The 17,399-nt window shown below is 73.5% G+C and carries 17 protein-coding genes; 13 read left to right on the plus strand and 4 right to left on the minus strand.

Features of this window, described 5'->3' with window-relative positions; all coding sequences use genetic code 11:
• Positions 1–44: 44 nt before the first annotated feature.
• Complete coding sequence (locus CXY01_RS09790) at positions 45–1,376, plus strand: FAD-binding oxidoreductase (RefSeq protein ID WP_146927233.1); 1,332 nt, start codon at positions 45–47, stop codon at positions 1,374–1,376.
• Here CXY01_RS09790 and CXY01_RS09795 read toward each other — a convergent pair.
• Both CXY01_RS09795 and CXY01_RS09800 read right to left on the minus strand, forming a co-directional pair.
• Positions 1,373–1,561, minus strand: a complete 189-nt coding sequence (locus CXY01_RS09795) for a hypothetical protein (RefSeq protein ID WP_146927234.1) — start codon at positions 1,559–1,561, stop codon at positions 1,373–1,375. The two genes, CXY01_RS09790 and CXY01_RS09795, sit on opposite strands and share 4 nt — an antisense overlap.
• Complete coding sequence (locus CXY01_RS09800; RefSeq protein WP_146927235.1) at positions 1,558–4,164, minus strand: LuxR C-terminal-related transcriptional regulator; 2,607 nt, start codon at positions 4,162–4,164, stop codon at positions 1,558–1,560. Before CXY01_RS09800 ends, CXY01_RS09795 begins: the two co-directional genes overlap by 4 nt.
• 266 nt (positions 4,165–4,430) lie before the next feature.
• On the opposite strand from CXY01_RS09800, the gene CXY01_RS09805 reads away from it, so the two are divergent.
• The 5 genes from CXY01_RS09805 to CXY01_RS09820 are packed head-to-tail and all read left to right on the plus strand — an operon-like array spanning position 4,431 to position 7,611.
• Positions 4,431–5,999, plus strand: coding sequence for a phage tail sheath family protein (locus CXY01_RS09805; RefSeq protein WP_146927236.1), 1,569 nt, complete (start codon positions 4,431–4,433; stop codon positions 5,997–5,999).
• Positions 6,000–6,031: 32 nt separating this feature from the next.
• A complete protein-coding gene (locus CXY01_RS09810) occupies positions 6,032–6,511 on the plus strand; it encodes a phage tail protein (protein ID WP_146927237.1) in 480 nt (159 codons plus the stop codon).
• On the plus strand, positions 6,508–6,975 hold the full coding sequence (locus tag CXY01_RS09815; RefSeq protein ID WP_222594525.1) for a hypothetical protein: 468 nt from the start codon (positions 6,508–6,510) through the stop codon (positions 6,973–6,975). Before CXY01_RS09810 ends, CXY01_RS09815 begins: the two co-directional genes overlap by 4 nt.
• Before the next feature lie 5 nt (positions 6,976–6,980).
• Complete coding sequence (locus tag CXY01_RS20835; protein ID WP_186813355.1) at positions 6,981–7,154, plus strand: DUF6760 family protein; 174 nt, start codon at positions 6,981–6,983, stop codon at positions 7,152–7,154.
• Entirely contained in the window at positions 7,147–7,611 is a 465-nt protein-coding gene (locus CXY01_RS09820) for a phage tail protein (RefSeq protein ID WP_246125207.1), read from the plus strand. Before CXY01_RS20835 ends, CXY01_RS09820 begins: the two co-directional genes overlap by 8 nt.
• Positions 7,612–9,646: 2,035 nt before the next feature.
• Here CXY01_RS09820 and CXY01_RS09825 read toward each other — a convergent pair.
• Together CXY01_RS09825 and CXY01_RS09830 are read right to left on the minus strand one after the other, a co-directional pair.
• Entirely contained in the window at positions 9,647–10,729 is a 1,083-nt protein-coding gene (locus CXY01_RS09825) for a hypothetical protein (protein WP_146927238.1), read from the minus strand.
• A gap of 66 nt (positions 10,730–10,795) precedes the next feature.
• Positions 10,796–11,287: a hypothetical protein gene (locus CXY01_RS09830; RefSeq protein WP_146927239.1), complete on the minus strand. Its 492-nt coding sequence runs from the start codon at positions 11,285–11,287 to the stop codon at positions 10,796–10,798.
• Between the two features lie 73 nt (positions 11,288–11,360).
• Between CXY01_RS09830 and CXY01_RS09835 the strand changes: the two genes are divergently transcribed.
• The 7 genes from CXY01_RS09835 to CXY01_RS09865 are packed head-to-tail and all read left to right on the plus strand — an operon-like array spanning position 11,361 to position 17,399.
• Positions 11,361–11,573: a hypothetical protein gene (locus tag CXY01_RS09835; RefSeq protein WP_146927240.1), complete on the plus strand. Its 213-nt coding sequence runs from the start codon at positions 11,361–11,363 to the stop codon at positions 11,571–11,573.
• The gene (locus CXY01_RS09840; protein WP_146927241.1) at positions 11,573–12,253 is read left to right on the plus strand and encodes a CIS tube protein; all 681 of its coding nucleotides are present in this window, start codon (positions 11,573–11,575) and stop codon (positions 12,251–12,253) included. The genes CXY01_RS09835 and CXY01_RS09840 overlap by 1 nt, the downstream gene beginning before the upstream one ends.
• Positions 12,250–14,013 carry a phage baseplate assembly protein V gene (locus tag CXY01_RS09845; protein ID WP_146927242.1) on the plus strand — a complete coding sequence of 588 codons (1,764 nt, stop codon included), beginning with the start codon at positions 12,250–12,252 and terminating at the stop codon, positions 14,011–14,013. Before CXY01_RS09840 ends, CXY01_RS09845 begins: the two co-directional genes overlap by 4 nt.
• Positions 14,010–14,432: a GPW/gp25 family protein gene (locus tag CXY01_RS09850; RefSeq protein ID WP_146927243.1), complete on the plus strand. Its 423-nt coding sequence runs from the start codon at positions 14,010–14,012 to the stop codon at positions 14,430–14,432. Before CXY01_RS09845 ends, CXY01_RS09850 begins: the two co-directional genes overlap by 4 nt.
• A complete protein-coding gene (locus CXY01_RS09855; RefSeq protein ID WP_146927244.1) occupies positions 14,432–16,378 on the plus strand; it encodes a putative baseplate assembly protein in 1,947 nt (648 codons plus the stop codon). Before CXY01_RS09850 ends, CXY01_RS09855 begins: the two co-directional genes overlap by 1 nt.
• Positions 16,375–16,926, plus strand: coding sequence for a phage tail protein (locus CXY01_RS09860; protein WP_146927245.1), 552 nt, complete (start codon positions 16,375–16,377; stop codon positions 16,924–16,926). The genes CXY01_RS09855 and CXY01_RS09860 overlap by 4 nt, the downstream gene beginning before the upstream one ends.
• Entirely contained in the window at positions 16,923–17,399 is a 477-nt protein-coding gene (locus CXY01_RS09865) for a hypothetical protein (RefSeq protein WP_146927246.1), read from the plus strand. Before CXY01_RS09860 ends, CXY01_RS09865 begins: the two co-directional genes overlap by 4 nt.

Consider the following 17,399-nt stretch of genomic DNA (forward strand, 5'->3'; position numbering starts at 1 on the left):
TGACCCCCTTGGCAGGGACGTCCGACAGCGGCCAGAGTCGTCGCATGCCCACGGCCGGACCGCTCCCCGTCAGCTTCGAGGGTGACGTTCTCGTCCCCGACTCCCCCGCGTACGACACGGCGCGTGCCGTCTGGAACGGCGCGGTTGATCGTCGCCCGAAGTACGTCGTCCGGTGCGCCGGCACGGACGACGTGCGGACTGCGGTCCGGGTCGCGCGGGAGCTGGGGCTGCCGCTCGGGGTGCGCGGCGGTGGGCACAGTGCCGCGGGGTGGGCGGTGCCGGACGGTGGGCTGATGATCGATCTGAGCCGGATGCGGGAGGTGGTCGTCGATCCGCGAGCGAAGACGGCGCAGGTGCAGGGCGGGGCGCTGCTCGGATCACTGGATGCAGCGACGCAGCCGTTCGGGTTGGCGACGACGGCGGGGATCGTCTCGCACACGGGCATCGGTGGGCTGGCGCTCGGTGGTGGGGTCGGCTGGTTGGGTCGGCAGGTTGGGCTGACCTGTGACAACGCGCTCGGGTACGAGGTGGTGACGGCCGACGGCGAGCTGGTCTACGCGTCCGCCGACGAGAACCCCGACCTCTTCTGGGGGCTGCGCGGCGGTGGCGGGAACTTCGGCGTGGTCACGCGGTTCGACCTGCGGCTGCACGACGTCGGGACGCAGGCGCTCGTCGCCGAGGTGGACCTCGACCCGGCGCGCGGGCTGGATGCGCTGCGGACGTGGCTGGCGGCGTCGGACGACGCTCCGCGGCGGGCGACCTTCATCGCGGAGGTACGGTCGGGCGGGCCGCTGACGCTCGGGTTCGTGTGGGTGGGACCGCCGGAGGAGGCCGCCCCGCTCATCCAGCAGCTCGACGGCGTCGGCGACGTCCAGCAACGGCGGGTCGCGACGATCAGCTACCTCGATCTGCAGCAGCAGTCGGACGTCGGTGCCGCCTACGGGTACCGGCGGTACGCCAAGAGCCACTACGTCCAGGAGCTGCCCGACGCGGCGCTCGAGGCATTCCTTGCGCACACGGACGCGGACGCGGGCCCCTACGCGAGCCTCGTCGCGTACGGCGGCGCGATCGCGGAGGTGAACCCGGACGCGACGGCCTTCGTGCACCGCGGGACGCGTTTCGAGTACGACGTCGGCGCGAAGTGGGCGGACCCGAACGACGACGAGCGCCTGGCCACGGCGTGCCGGCGGCTCGCCGCGACGATCGCGCCGTGGAGCGTCGGCGTGTACGTCAACGCGCTCGGGGTCGAGGGAGCCGCGGGGGTGCACCGAGCGTACGGGGACGCCACGTACGCGCGGCTGCAGCAGCTGAAGGCCACGTGGGACCGGGAGAACACCTTCCGGCTCAACCAGAACATCCCGCCGGCAGAGAGCTAGGAGCCGTAGACGCCCTTCAGCAGCTCGAACACCAGGATCGCGGGCCACACGATCGCCTTGGGGATCGCGAGGACGAACTCCCAGAACGTCGAGCCGGCGGAGAAGTAGTAGACGGCAGCGCCGATGAACCCGAGGCCGTAGACGGCACCGCCGCCGGCGCCGGAGGTGGAGCGGCCGTCGCTCATCGGAGCACCGCCGAGAGCCCCTCGCGGGAGTGGACGCCGGTCTTGGCGAACACGCGGGCCAGGTGCGAGTCGACCGTGCGGACGGACAGCGTCAGACGCGAGGCGATCGCGCGGCTCGTCAGGCCGCCGGCGGCGAGGGAGGCGATCTCCTGCTCGCGACGGGTCAGCGACACGATCGACTCGACGGGCGGCAGCCAGAGGCCGCAGCGGTTGAGCTCGCGCTCGGCGATCCGGACGAGGTCCTCGTCGCCGGCGGCCTGCGCCTCGACGTGGTGGACGATCGCGGCGGCGCGGGGGCCGTCGACGAGGGGGGCCAGCTCGCGGACGCGGCGGAGGACCTCGGGGTTGACGCCGCGCGGGCGGGTGCCGGGGCGGCGGCGGTCGGCGGACCGGTGCAGGGCCTCCAGCTCGATGCGCAGGAGTCCGCGCTCGCTGGCCCAGCCGGCGAGGGCGCGGGCCTCGTCGATGGCGCGGGGGTCGCGCAGCCAGGCGAGGGTGTCGGCGCGCAGGAGCTGGACCTCGCCGTCGACGCCGGCCATGGCGCGGGCGGTGAGGTCGGCGCCGTGGCTGAGCAGTGCGCGGGCGGTGGTGCCGTCGCCGCTGGCGGCCGCGGCGAGGGCCTCGGCGGCGAGGTTGTAGACGGCGACGCCGCCCGGGTCGGCCCGGCCGCGGCGGGCGGTGGCGGCGTGCAGGTCGGTGTGGGCCTGCATCCAGGAGCCGCGGGCGATGCCGATGAGGCCGCGCGTGACGTGCACGGCGACCCAGTCGACGGCGGCGTTGCTCTCCTGGTCGAGTGCGTCGACCACGCGTTCGGCGCTGACGACGTCGCCGGACCACAGGGTGCTGAGGAAGGCGGCGACGGCCACCTCGCCGCGGCCCCACCGGTACTGGTCGTGGTGGGCGCCGGCCAGCTGCGCGGAGCGGCCCGCCAGGTGGGCGGCGTCGGCGAATCGGCCCGACTGCGCGAGGCCGACGATGGTCGGCGCGGCGAGCGGCACCGCGGCGCTGCCGGCGGCCGAGTCGAGCAGCACGGCGCAGGCGTCGTCGAGCCGCGGCCGGCCGCCGTAGCCGAGGCGGGCCAGCCGCGCGCTCTCGAGCTCCTGCAGCCCCCGGGCGGCGTGCGGGCCGCCGCGCTCGAAGATCCAGCGAGCGGCGATCTCGAAGGGGACGAGCGCCTGGTCAAGGTCGCCGTCGCGGTGGTACGCGATCCGCGCGCGCAGAGCGGTCGCGGCGACCATGAGCCGCACGGTGGGCGCGTCGGGCCCGACGGTGTCCCACAGGGTGTCGAAGACGTCGGTGAGGTCACGCGACGCGCGCCCGGTGTCGTCCACGTGCCACCAGGCGTCGGCGCGCTGCATCGCCAGGGTCGCACGGCGCAGGTCGCCGGGCTGCGTCTGGCGCAGGGCGGAGGTCAGCAGGCGGATGGCGGTGTCGGGCTGCTGGAGCTCGAACGCGGCGTCGACGGCTGCGTCGAGGCGGGAGTGCTCGACGGCCAGGTCGCAGTCGAGCGCCAGGGCGACCGACCGGACCAGGGCAGCGCCGCTGCGGTGGCCGCTGTTGGCCAGTCCGGCGACGCGTTCGAGCACCTCGCGTCGACGCGCCCGCGGGACCCCGGAGCGGACCGCCTCGGCGTACAGCGCGTGCGCGAGGTCGACGGTGACGTCGCCCTCCCCCGCGACCGTCAGCCGGGGGGACATCGAGACGAGGCCGACGCGGGACAGCTCCTCGACCACCGGGCGGGACACCAGGTCGAGCAGCACGCTCAGCGAGACGGGGCAGACGAGAGCGGCGATCTCCAGGGCCACGCGCGCGTCCCCGCTGAGCCGGGACATGTCGTGCGCGACCACGTCGAGAAGCCGTCGGCCCGGGGTGGCGCCGCCGACCCACACCCACGCACCGCCCTGCTCCTGGAGGGCGTGGACCACCTCGCCCAGGTGGAACGGGTTGCCGGCGGTCTCGGACCAGACGCGGCGGACGGTGTCGAGGGTGACCTGCCCGCCCAGCTCGCCGACCAGCCACTGCTGCACCTCGGCGAGCGTGAACGGCGGCACGTCGATGCGCTCGACGACGTCGTCCTTCCACAGCTCCAGCCACGGCGACTGCGACACGGCCGACGACCGGGCCGTCGCGACGAGCTGGACCTCGCCCTGCTGCACCATCCACGCGAGCGCCTGGCTGCTGGCCGGGTCGAGCAGGTGGGCGTCCTCGACGCGCAGGATCACGGGACCGCCGCGGGAGCGCGCCCGCAGCGACTCGGCGAGCGACTCGACGGTCCGCGCGGAGCTGCCGAGCGAGCTCAGGGCGACGTCACCGAGCAGCGGCTCCAGCGCGCCCAGCGGGATGCCTGACGGGGACGTGGCGCCGGAGACGCTGACGACCGTGGGCATCGGGGACGTCGGCGTGCCGATCCACAGGTGCGCCAGCGCGGCCGTCACGAGGTGCGTCTTGCCCACCCCGGCATCGCCGACGACGAGCACGCTGCGGCCCAGCTGGACCTCGGAGCGGACCTGCTCGGTGAGGGGCCGGACCACCAGCGTCCGGCGCGACACGAGCGTCTCGGGCAGCACCGAGGCCGTCGTCGGCACGTCCGCGCCTGCCCCCACAGCCACTCCACTCACCCATGAGCACCGGGACCCTCGCCCCCTGCCATCGGTGGTGGCATGCGCGGGCCGCACTTGGCTTGTTCGCGTTCGCACCTTATGCGCGGTTTGCGTCCAGGTTCAAACCTCGGTAGCGATTACCGATGCCGGGCACTGAGGGCCGTCCCTAGCGTGGCGATCGACACACCCGCGTCGCAGCGTTCCCGTGCAGGTCAGGGCAGGCCAGTGCAGGCCGGACCCGCCGGGCGCACCCGAGCAGAGGATGGCCAGTGCCTACTTACACCGCGCCCGGCGTCTACGTCGAAGAGATCCCCTCGACCCAGAAGGTGCTGGCGTCCGCCCCCACCGCTGTGGCCGCGTTCGTGGGGTTCACGGAGCGAGCACCGCTGGATGACCCGAACGACCCGCAGGGCCTCGCCCCGCGCCTCGTGACCAGCTGGAACCAGTTCGAGAGCATGTACGGCGGCTTCGTCGAGGGTGCGGTGCTGCCCCTCTCCGTCTACGGCTACTTCCTGAACGGCGGAAGCCTCGCCTACATCGTCCGGGTGCCCAACGCCGAGCCGTCGGGTGAGCCCGCCCGCCTGGCGCTACCCGCCGCGGACCGCTCCCTCGGGCTGCCGATCTCGGTGGAGTCCGTCGAGCCCGACGACGACCTCACGGTGGTCGTCGAGACCGCCGACGTCCCCGACGACCACAAGGGCCCGGCGCCCTTCAGCATCACGATCGTCGACGGCGGCGAGGCCGTGGAGAGCTACGACGACCTCACGCTCGGTGGCCCGCGCGACGCCGCGACGGTCATCAACAAGACGTCCACCCGCGTCAAGGTCGAGGTCAAGCTCGCCGACGACGTCGACCTCAAGAGCCAGCTCGAGCTGCTCAAGCCCGGCGCCTACGGGCTGGAGCGGGCCGCCGCCAAGCCGGTCCCGGTCAACGGCCGCAAGTTCGCCGGGTCCGAGTCCGCCCGCACCGGCATCGCGGGCCTCGCGATCGCCGACGACGTGACGATCGTGCTGGTCCCGGACCTGGTCACGGCCGCCACCAAGGAGGACGGGACGCTGGACCTGGGCCTCTGGAAGGCCGTGCAGACCAGCCTCATCGCGCACTGCGAGCTGCACGCGAACCGCGTGGCGATCCTCGACGCTCCTCCGGGGCTGTCGCCGCAGGCCGTCAAGGAGTGGCGGACCGACACGGCGCAGTTCGACTCGGCGTTCGCCACGCTCTACTACCCGTGGATCAAGGTGGAGAACCCCACCGGGTCCAACGGGAACTCCGAGGTCCTCATCCCGCCGTCGGGCCACGTGGCCGGCGTCTGGGCGCGGACCGACGAGACCCGCGGCGTCTGGAAGGCCCCCGCCAACGACACCATCCGCGGTGTCCTGGATGTGGAGCGCTCCATCACGCAGGCGGAGCAGGGCGTGCTCAACCCGCTGGGCATCAACGCGATCCGGCCGTTCGGCCAGCGCGGCATCCGCATCTGGGGCGCCCGCACGCTCACCTCGGACACCGACTGGACGTACATCAACGTCCGCCGACTGTTCAACATGGTCGAGGCGACGATCCTCGAGGGCACCCAGTGGGCCGTGTTCGAGCCCAACGACGTGGCCCTGTGGGAGGGCGTCAAGCGCACGCTCAACGCGTACCTGCGCGGGCTCTGGTCGGCGGGCGCCCTGTTCGGCGCCAGCGCGGACCAGGCGTTCTTCGTCCGCTGCGACGAGACCACCAACCCGCCCGAGTCGATCGACGCCGGGAAGCTCGTCGTCGAGGTGGGCATCGCGCCCGTCAAGCCGGCCGAGTTCGTGATCTTCCGGATCAGCCAGAACAAGCAGATCGCGTCCTGAGCGCGCCCCCTCATCGACCAAGGAGCACGTACATGCCGAACGACCTGATCGCCGTCGACCCGATCATCGCCCAGAACTTCTTCCTCGAGATCGACGGCAACGTCGTCACCATCCTCGCCTCCGTCTCCGGCCTGGACGTCGAGATGGAGGTGGCCACGACCCAGCAGGTGGGCAAGGACGGCAAGTCGCAGACCGTCAAGACGCTGGCCGGCCGCAACAAGGCGCCCGACCTCTCGCTGGTCCGCATGGCACCGCCGGACTCCACGCAGGACAAGCTGTGGGGCTGGTTCAACGACATCATGAACAAGGGCATCCTGCAGTCGGACCGCACCAACAACCGCAAGAACGGCTCGATCGTCATGTACGACTCGACCCACGTCGAGGTGGCCCGGTTCAACTTCACCAACGGCTGGCCCAGCAAGATCGCGACCGACCAGCTGAGCGTCGACTCGAACGACCCGGTGAAGGAGACCATCACCCTCACCATCGAGTCGCTCGCCCGGATCAAGTGAGCCTCAAGACCCGCTACGAGTTCACGCTCCCCCGGGGGTACGTGGACCGAGACGGCGGACTCCACCGGGACGGCGTGATGCGGCTGGCGACCGCGCGCGACGAGCTCGAGCCCCTGCGCGACCCCACGATCAGCGGCCCGGACGACCCGCGGCTCACCATCGTGGTGCTCGCGCGGGTGGTGGAGACGCTGGGGTCGCTGACCATGGTCACGCCGCACGAGATCGAGGGTCTCTTCGCGGCGGACCTGGCGTACCTGCAGGACTTCTACGGCGTCATCAACTTCGGGTCGCAGGAGGAGTTCGACGAGTTCGTCGCCGCGCAGCAGGGGGCAGGACCGCTGCCTGGGTCGGAGCCGCCGGCTCCGGCGCCGGTCCAGGTCGAGGTTCCCGACGAGGTCCCGACCCCGGTGCTCAGCCGGCCGGGTCGGGCCTCGATCGAGGAGATCCGGACCGAGGCCCGGTAGGACTCATGCTGCGCTACCCCACCGAGGCGCTCTGGCAGGAGATCGCGTTCCTCGCGTACCACCTGCACTGGCCCATGGACGAGCTGCTCGACCTCGAGCACCTCGACCGCGTCCGCATGGTGCGCGCCGTGTCGGCCATGAACGCCCGAGCGTGGGAGGCGGTGAGGGACAGTGCCTGAGGAGCCTCTGGGTGGCGACGCACCTGTCGCCGCCAACTTCGTGTTCGAGGTGGACGGCGTCGAGATCGGCTCGTTCAAGGAGATCACCGGCCTGCAGATGACCGTCACCACGCACGAGTACGTCGAGGGCGGCCAGAACCAGTACGTGCAGCAGTTCCCCGGCGTCATCCGGTGGCCGCACCTGGTGTTCAAGCGCGGCCTGGTCAACTCCGACGCCCTGTTCACCTGGGTGGGCAAGTCGTCCGGCGAGGGGTTCGCCGCCAACCAGAACAAGGTCACGCGCTCCACCGGCGCCGTCACCGTCCTGGGCAACAACGGCGAGCGGCTGCGGTCCTGGGAGTTCGAGGGCGTGTTCGCGGTGGCCTGGAGCGGGCCGACGCTCAGCGCCGACGTCGCCGACTCCCTGACCGAGACGCTCGAGGTCGCGCACAACGGCTTCCGGGCGAAGACGCTGTGAGCGCCGACGTGCCGCCGTCCTCGCGGTCCGACGGCGACCCGCGGACCCGGCTGGGTCGCTCGATCGGTGTGCGCCTGCGTCGGCCCGGACCCGTGCTCGGGCACGCGCGCCCGTCGCCGATCGGGTCGCTCGCGTGGTCGTCCTCACGGTTCTCCGCCGGGTGGGGTCGCTCCGTGGCCGTCCGCCGGTCGCTGCTCGGGCCGGCCGCCTCGGTGTCCGTCGGGTCCGGGCCGGCCAACGTGCAGCCGCCGCGCTGGTGGTCGGACGTGTCGGTCGCCCGCTCGACCGCCCCGGCCCCCGACCCCGCACCCCGTGGCCTGCCGCGCATGCTCGAGCGGGTCCCCGACCAGGCCACCTACCGCCCCGGCGGCAGCAGCAGCCGCCTGGCGCCGACCACCATCCCCGTCCGCGTCTCCGACGACGTGCGGTCCGCCGGGACGATGACCATGAAGTCCGACGCCCGCGTCATGCGCACGCCAGCGACCCGCGCCGCCGGGCCACCCGCACGACCGGGGAACGACGGGGGGCCCGGACGAGCGTCGTCCGCCGTGACAGGTGACCGGGCTCCCTCCGCTGCGACGCTCCCGACCAGCCCCGCTCGTCCCGCGCCTTCCGGCCGGCTGCTGCGCCGCCGCGCTCGTGCGACGGCGACCGCCGATTCCCGCCGCGCCGCGGTGTCCGCCCAGCCGACCGCCGGGTCCTCGGCCGGCACCCAGCTCGTCACTCCCGGCCGAGCTCGTCCGTCGCAACAGACGAGCTCGGCGCGGAGTGACGAGCTCGGCATCCAGCGAGTCGCCGCGACGGACTCGCGCTCGGCAGGGGCCGCGGTCTCCGGTCCGTCGGTCGCACCCGGCGCGTCCGGCACGCGCGGTGCCTCCGCTGCATCCGACGGATCGAGTGGGTCAGCCGGTCGCTCCCCGGCAACCGAGCTCGGAACGTCCCCCGACCTTCGGCGCTCGACGAGCGTGGCAGCGACGCCCGACCCGTCAGCCGGCGCCCACGCCGGTGGCTCGACGACGCCCGGCGGGTCCGTCGAGCGCGCCGGCAGCTCCGCCATGTCGCGCTCGTCCGGCGGGTCCAGCGCGTCCGGCACGTCGGGCAGCTCGACCCCACCCGGCACGTCGACCTGGTCCGGCACGTCCAGCCCCTCCGGCACGTCCAGCCCCTCCGGCACGTCCAGCCCCTCGGGCACGTCCAGCTCTTCCCGCGCTGACAGCGGGTCCGGCGCGGCAGGTGGGTCGAGCACGGCCGGCGGGCTCGGCGCGTCCCATCGGACCGGCTCGCCCAGCGGGTCGGCGGTCGGCGCCGGATCCGGTGGCCCGACGGCGGACGCTCCGTCAGTTGGTCCGACGGCGGACGCCCGGTCTGCTGGCCCGACGGTGCCCGGTGGTGGTTCGCCCGTGCCGACCGTGTCGCTCTTCGCCGGGTCGCCCGTCGGCCCGGGAGGCGAGGCGCTGCCCTCTCCCGCGCAGAGGCCGCTGGCCAGTGCTGTCCGGCGGACGCTCGCTCGGCGGATGTTCCGTCCGACCGGCTCCCTGGCCGACCCGACCGCCCGGGTTCGCCGGTCGGTCGCGCCGAGCACCGCGGCGGTCGCTGCCGTCGCCGCCGACTCGGCCGCGTCGACGGCCGCGCTCGCGGCATCTGCCCGGACCGCGTCGACGTCTACTGCGTCCGATCCGTCGGCAGGCACCGGTGCGAACAGCCGGGCCGGCGCCTCGTCAGCTTCCGGCCCGTCGGTCGGGACCGGTGCGATTAGCCGGAGCGTCGCGTCGTCCGCTTCCGGGCAGATGGCGTCGGACGTTGCCGGGTCGCGGAGCGCGGGTGGCAACCCGGTGGGCACCTCGTCGCCCACCGGCGCCACCCCGCCCGTGACCCGAGCGTCGGCTGCGTCGGGCTCGGACGCGAGCACCTCACGCGCAACAGCAGGTGCGTCAGTCCCGACGTCCCCCGCGTCAGGCTCGGGCTCCGGAGCAGTCCGCCACTCACCGGTTCCGTCGACCGGCACACCGACCGGCGAGGGCTCCGCGACAGTGCGTCACTCATCGGTGCCCTCGCCGGCGCCCACACCGGCAGGTTCCGGTGCGTCAGCCGCCCCGGGCGCATTCGCCGGCTCGGCAACGCCTTCGGCCGCCGGCCCTGCGACCGGCTCGGGACCCTCTTCGGCAGCCGGCCCATCGACCGGCTCGCGAACCTCTTCGGCCGCCGGCCCAGCAACCGGCTCGGGGCCGTCCTCCGCGTCCGGCTCATCGGCGGGCTCGGACACCTCTGCCACCGGCGCAACGGCCGGTTCGGGCACGTCTGTTTCCGGCCGACCCGCTGGTCCGGGCACCGTGCGCCGTCGTACCGGCTCCTGGGTGGGTGACGCCTTCGCGAGCGCGCCCGCCGCGGAGGGGCGGCTGCCCGGGACCGGGCACCGGCGCGCGTCGCACCACCGCACGCGTCCAGCGGGGTTCGGTCTGGGCATCGAGGGGATCGAGGTGCGCCGGTCGGTCGAGCCCGGGTCGCCCTCGGCTCCCGTCCGCGACCACCGAGGGACGTTCGCACCGCCGACCGGCGCCGCCTCAGCGAACCGCGGCGCGACCGGCGGCATGCGCGCGGCGGCCTCGTCGTCGAACGGCGCGTCGGCGAACGGCGTGACGAGCGAGGTCAGCCCGTCGGCTAGCGCTGCGACCAACGTCAGGCGCACGTCGGCGAACGGCGTGACGACCCAGGCCAGCCCGTCGGCAAGCGCTGCGACGAAGGTCAGCCGCACATCGGCGAACGGCGTGACGGGCGAGGCCAGCCCGTCGCCGAGCAGCGCAACGAGCCAAGCCAGCCGGTCGGCGAGCAGCACAACGAGCCAAACCAGCCCGTCGGCTAGCAGCGCGACGAGCCAGGCCAGCCCGTCGGCGAGCGGCGGAATGAGCCAGGCCAGCCCGTCGGCGAGCGGCGGAACGAGCCCAGCCGGCGCGTCGGCGACCGGAACGACCCCGACCCACCCGTCGCCCCACGGTGCGACGAGCCTCGCGAGCGGTGCGCGACAGGTCACCGCCTCGCAGCGCAACGGAGCACCCCGCTCGTTCTCGTCGGCGATGGGCGCACGACGCCCGGCCGACCCGGCGTCGATCGCGCGCAGCACAGCCGATCCGTCGACGATCAGCCGCACCGCAGGCGGGGCCGGGGGCGACCTGATCGCCGGCCCCGGCTACGCCTTGCGACTCATGTCTCCGACCGTCGTGGCCGCTGCCGGGGGCGCGTCGGCCGCGGGGGCGTCGATCCTCTCGGCGGCGTCGCCGGTCCGCCGCCGAGCGGGGTCGCCGTCCGGCACGAGAACGAGCAGCACCATCACCCCGACGGACACCGGCACGCCGGGCGGCGCAGGGGGCCGCCCGTCCGCGACGGGTCCGTCCGGACGTCCCGGCGCTCCGGGGACGAGCCGCCGGGGCTCGGGGGCGACGAGCCGGGCGGCGGTCGGCCAGCCGGCCGGGCACGTGCGCCGGTCGACGGCGCGGTCCGGGTTCACCGGTCCCGTCGGACCGCCGCTGCCCGCGAGCGCGGTGAACCCCCCGCAGCTGCCGTCGTCGTGGAACGTCCTGCCACCGCGCACGGTGGTGCGGCGCTCGATCGAGGACGTGCCGTCGTCGGCCATCGCCGACGCGCTCGCGACGCGGACGGCCGCGGGCACCGCAGGACCCATGACCTTCGGCGCTCCCGCCGGCGAGCCGCACGTGGTGCGGCGCTTCCACCCACCCGGTGAGGGGGATCCGAGCATGAGCATCGACGACGCGTGGCGGGACAGCTTCGCCGCGTTCGACAACTCCGGTGTCGACAAGGGGGTCGCGGAGCTCCACGTGCCGAGCGGTTCGGGCATGGGCTCGTACGGCGACCCGGAGTTCCGGGAGGCGGTCCTGCGGATCGTCGAGGAGCGGCTCGAGGAAGAGACCGAGCGTCGGGCGTGGCGTCGCGGGTCGGAGGTCTTCTGATGGCACCGAGCCAGCCGGCCAGCCCGCCGTCGAGCCAGAAGGCGTTCCTGGAGACCGAGGACGGCACCAAGGTCCCGTGCCTGTTCAACCCGGCGCAGCTGAAGATCACGCGCAGCAACACGTGGGCGGGCGCGGCGCTGCCGGGGCGGGGCGTGACGCGGCTGCGGTACACGGGGGCGAACTCGGGCGTGCTGCGGGTGGACCTGTTCTTCGACACCACCGACACGGGCACGGACGTCGCCGCGCACACGGGCAAGATCGTCGACCTCATGGAGGTGGACCCGACGCTGCCGGGCACCGACGAGACGAAGCACAGCGTCCGCCCGCCGTACGTGACGTTCCACTGGGGTGACCTGCACTCGTTCAAGGCAGTCATCACGCACCTGGACCTGACGTTCACCTACTTCTCCAGCACGGGCATGCCGCTGCGGGCGATGATGGGGCTGGTGCTCCGGCAGTACGAGGAGTCGAAGGCGTTCGGCAAGCAGAACCCGACGTCGGGCACGCCCCGGCCGCACCGGGTGCACCGCGTGCAGGCGGGCGAGACGCTCGACCGCATCTCCGCGCAGTACTACGGGGACTCGACGAAGTGGCGCCTGCTGGCGTCCGCGAACGCGATCGCCGACCCGTTGGCGCTGCGGCCCGGCTCGATGCTGACCATCCCGAAGCTCGACTCATGACCAGTCCCCTGGTCGACTCGGACGGGATCGTCAACCTCAGGGTCGCGGTCGAGGGTGCCGAGCTGCCCGAGGAGTACCAGGTCCTGCAGGTCCGGGTGCAGCTGGGGCTGCGCTCGGTGGGGCGGTGCACGCTGACGTTCGTCGACGAGAACTACGCGGTGGTGGGGTCGGGCAAGCTGAACATCGGGAAGGCCGTGTCGGTGTCGGCGGGGTACGGGGACCTGCTGGGCACGGTGTTCGAGGGCACCGTCACGTCGGCGACCAGCGAGGTGGACGGGTACCGCGGTGCCACGCTCACGGTCGTCGTCCAGGACGGCGGGTACGAGCTGCTGCGGGACACGGACGTCGAGTCGTTCACCAACGTGTCGCTGCGGGACATCGTGACGCGGCTGGTGCAGGCGGCGGGGCTGTCGCTGGGCACGGTCGACCTGCCGACGGCGCCGGTGAAGTACGCACTGCGCAACGACACGGCATTGGGCCTGATCGACGAGATCGCGCAGCGCACGGGCCGGGACTGGTGCATCTCCGGGAGGACGTTCTCGATGTGGCCGGCCGCGACCGGCAGCGCGCCCGGCGCCCGGCCCGTCGAGATCGTGGTGGGCCGGGACGTCATCGCGTTCAGCGCCCGGCAGGTGGGCGACGGCGACACCAAGGTCACGGTCCGCGGCTGGGACCCCGTCGCGCAGTCGCCGGTGGTCGGCACGTCGACCACGCCGACGTCGCGGGCGGGGTTCGACGTGGGCTCGCGGGGCGCCCCCACCTACACGCGGGTGGACGCCCGTGCGGCGACGCGCTCGCAGAGCGACGCGACGGTGGCGGCGGCCGCGATCGCCGCCCGGACCGGCCGGGTCGTGGCCACCGGGAAGGTGCAGTACACGGCGCTCATGGTCCCTGGCGGGCGCGTGATCGTCGGCGGGGCGGGGCCGTCGAACGGCAACTACTACGTCCGCGAGATCACCAACACCTGGATGGACGGCAACGCGATCACGCGGTTCGTGGCCGGCGACCGCGACCCCGTGCAGCTGTCGGACCCGTGGGAGACGACGTCGCCGGTGTCCAGCTTCCGGCGCAGCGGGCTCGCCGTCGGCATCGTCGACAACGTCAAGGACCCGGACGGGATGGGCCGGGTCAGCGTCTCGCTGGCCACCGCGTCCGACCAGGCCACCACCACGTGGGCACGGGTGCTGGGCCTCGGCGCCGGGGCGGGCCGCGGCCAGGTGGTGCTGCCGGAGGTGGGCGACGAGGTGCTCATCGGCTTCGAGGACGACGACGTGACGCGGCCCGTGGTGCTCGGCGGGCTGTACGGGAACAAGTCGACGACGCCGACGGCCGCCGTCGACCAGAACGGGGCCGTGATCACGCGGGCGCTGACCAGCCGGCTGGGCCACGTGCTGGAGATGAGCGACGGCACCGCGCCCGCGACGCAGCACGTGCTGCTCGCCGCGGCCGGCCTCAAGCACAGCCTGCGGATCGGCAAGGACCGTGCGGATCTCAAGGTGCCCGACGGGGTCCCGCTGAAGATCGCGGCGGGCTCGTCGTTCATCGAGTTCGACGGCAAGGGCGGCATCACCATCGACGCCACCACCGTGACCATCAAGGCGAAGGCCAAGGTCGAGACCTCCGCCACGGAGGTCACCACCACGGCCAGCGGGGCGCTGAAGCTGCAGGGCACGCAGGCGTCGCTCAAGGGCACCGGGATGGGCGTCGTCGAGGCGGGCGGGATCCTCGAGGTCAAGGGAGCGATGGTGAAGATCAATTGAGCGAGCTCTCCTCGACGCCGACGTCGGACTTCGTCGGCCGCGGGTTCACCTGGCCGCTGGGCGTGGACCACACCGGTGCTATCGCGCTGACCCGCGCGGGCGGGGACCTGGAGGACTCGATCCGGGTGGTCCTGCTGACCGCGCCCGGGGAACGCCTGATGCGGCCGCAGTTCGGCTGCCGCATCTGGGACCTCATGTTCGAGCCCGTCAACGCCAACCTGCTGGGCCTCATCAGCGAGGCGGTCCGCGACGCGCTCGGGCAGTGGGAGCCGCGGATCGAGGTGGAGGAGGTCACGCCCGAGCAGGACGCGGAGTCCTCCGGCGTGGTCCAGATCCGCATCGCCTACCGCGTCCGCGCCACCAACGACCGACGCAACCTGGTCTACCCCTTCTACGTGATCCCCCGCGAGGACGCCTGATGCCGCTCGACCCGCCGAACCTCGACGACCGCACCTTCCAGGACATCGTCGACGAGACCAAGCGCCTGATCCCGCGCTTCACGCCGGAGTGGACCAACCACAACGTGTCCGACCCGGGCGTCGCGCTCATCGAGCTGTTCGCGTGGGTGAGCGAGATGGTGCTCTACCGCGTCAACCAGGTGCCGGACCGGATGTACGTGCACTTCCTCAACCTGGTGGGCATCGAGCCGTTCCCGCCGAGCGTCGCGCGCGCGAACCTCACGTTCTGGCTGTCCTCGCCGGCCGACCGGGTGGTCCGCATCCCCGAGGGGACCGAGGTCTCGACGGCCCTCGACGACGCCGACGCGACCGTGTTCTCCACCGCGGCCGAGGCCGTCGTCGGCCCGCCGACGCTCACCACCGCGCACACGTCCAACGCGCAGCACCTGGCGTCCACCGACGTCTGGGACGACCTCACGCTGCCGGGCCAGTCCGCGGTCTGCTTCCCGTCGTCGCCGCTGGCCGAGGGCGACGCGCTGTACCTGGGCACCCGGGAGTCGCTGGCGGGGTTCGCGGTCCGGCTCGACCTGGCCGCCGACGCGCAGGGCATCGGCGTCGACCCGCGCAACCCGCCCCTGGCGTGGGAGGCCTGGAACGGGGAGGCGTGGGTGCGGACTCTCGTGGAGTCCGACGGGACCGGCGGCCTGAACAAGGCAGGCTCCGTGGTGCTCCTCGTCCCGCAGAAGCACGAGCCGCTGGTGCTCGGCGGCACGCTCGCGCACTGGCTGCGCGTGCGGCTGCTGCGGCCGCAGCCCGGGCAGCCGACCTACCAGGCGTCACCGCGCATCGCCTCGATCGCGCTGCAGGCCATCGGCATCACCGTGCCGGCCGAGCACGCGAGCGCGCAGCCCGCCGAGCTGCTCGGCCGCTCCACCGGCGTCACCGGCCAGTCGTTCACCGTCTCGGTCACCCCCGTCGCGGCACGTCGCGACGACGAGCGGGTCGTGGTCGTCGACCGCCGCGGCACGCACACCTGGCAGGAGGTGCCGGACTTCTCCGCGTCCGGGCCCGACGACCTGCACGTCGTGTGGGACTCCAACACCGGCGAGGTGCAGTTCGGGCCGGCCATCCGGCACCCCGACGGCGTGGTCCGCCAGCACGGGGCGATCCCGCAGGACGGTGCCGAGATCCGCGTCACCGGGTACCGCTCGGGCGGCGGCGCGCACGGCAACCTGGGCACGCGGACGCTGACCGCGCTGCGCACGGCCCTGCCGTTCGTCGCGTCGGTGACCAACCTGGAGCCCGCCACGGGCGGCGTCGACGCCGAGACGCCGCAGGAGGCGAAGGCGCGCGGGCCGCTGACGCTGCGCACCGGGCAGCGGGCCGTCACCGCGTCCGACTTCGAGGCCATCGCCCGCCAGGCCTCCGTCGAGGTGGCCCGCGCGCGGTGCCTGCCCGCCGTCGAGAGCGGCTCGTCGGTGGTCCGCGTGCTCGTCGTGCCGCAGCTGCGCACCGACCCGCGTCTGCACAAGATCGACGACTTCGCGCTGTCCAGCGAGCTGCACGCGACCGTCGGGGCGGCCCTGGACGTGCGGCGGATGGTCGGGGTGCCGATCGAGCTGGGCACCCCGTACTACCAGGGCGTCAGCGTCGCGGCGCTGGTCCGCACGCTGCCCGGGCGGCCCGGCGCGATGGTGCGGCAGCGGATCGTCGACGCCCTGACCCGGTTCGTGCACCCGCTCACCGGCGGGGCGGACCGGACCGGCTGGCCGTTCGACACCACCCTGACGGCGACCGCCGTCACGCAGGTGATCGAGTCGGTCGAGGGTGTGCTGTCCGTCGACGAGCTCCAGCTGTTCGAGTACGACCTGCGGACCGGGCGGCGCATCGGCGGCGGGCGCGAGTCGATCGTGCTGGAGCCGCACACCCTGTTCCTGTCCGCCGAGCACCGCGTGGTCGTGCGATGAGCCGGGACCAGGACTGGCTGCTGCGCCAGCTCCCGCTGGGGATGGTCTCGGAAGACTTCTTCGTGCGCTTCGTGTCGATCTTCCAGGAGCAGGCGGGCACGCTCGTCGCGCACGCCGACAACCTCGCGCACCTCGCGGACATGCGGCTGACGCCGCCGGAGATGATCCGGTGGATGGCGCAGTGGCTCGGGCTGCCCGGGATCGACCCCGAGTACAGCGAGCCCGTGCAGCGACGCATCCTGGCCACGGCCGCGGCCACGCTGCAGCTGCGCGGCACCACCACCGGGCTGACCCGGCTGCTCGAGCTCTACTCGGGCGGCCCCGTCATCGTCAGCGAGGGCGGGGGCATCTTCGAGCAGGGCGAGGCACCCGTCGGACCCGCCTGGGTGGTCATGGAGGTGGAGTCCACCGGCCTCCTGGAGGAGGCGGACTTCCTGTCCCTGGTGCTCGACGAGGTGCCCGCGCACGTGCACGCCGAGATCTGGGTGGCGCAGCACCGCATCTGGCCGACCCCCGAACGACTGGCCGAGAGGGAGCTGGCGTCATGACGGACGTGGTCGATCCCCCGACGGACGGGACCGTCGTCATCCCGTGCCCCGAGTGCGGCACCCCGTCGCCCGTGCACACCGACCAGCGGCTGGCCACCGACTTCTGCCCGACCTGCGACTACCCGCTGTTCTGGGCGCGGCCGTCCGTGGCGCCGGCCGGGGCCGAGGGCCGGACCGACGACGCCTTGCGCCGGGCGCCCGGCGCCTCGGGGTCGGCGACACCCGCCACGCTGGCCTGCCCCGCGTGCGCCGAGCTCAACGTCCCGACCGCCGCCCTGTGCCTCCGGTGCGGTGCGGACCTGAACCCGCCGCCACCGCCGCCACCTCCCCCGGCGCCCGCACCGCAGCCGGTCGTCATCGTGCAGCCACCACCACCGCCCGAGCCCTGCGGGCACCCCCGCACCTGGCTCGTCGTGCTCGTCACGGCCTGGGTCGTGGTGCCGCTGACGCTCCTGGTGGTCTGGCTCGTCTGA

Origin of the sequence: Cellulomonas xylanilytica, assembly GCF_007989805.1 — a bacterium.
In the GTDB taxonomy this organism is placed as follows: Bacteria; Actinomycetota; Actinomycetes; order Actinomycetales; family Cellulomonadaceae; genus Cellulomonas; species Cellulomonas xylanilytica.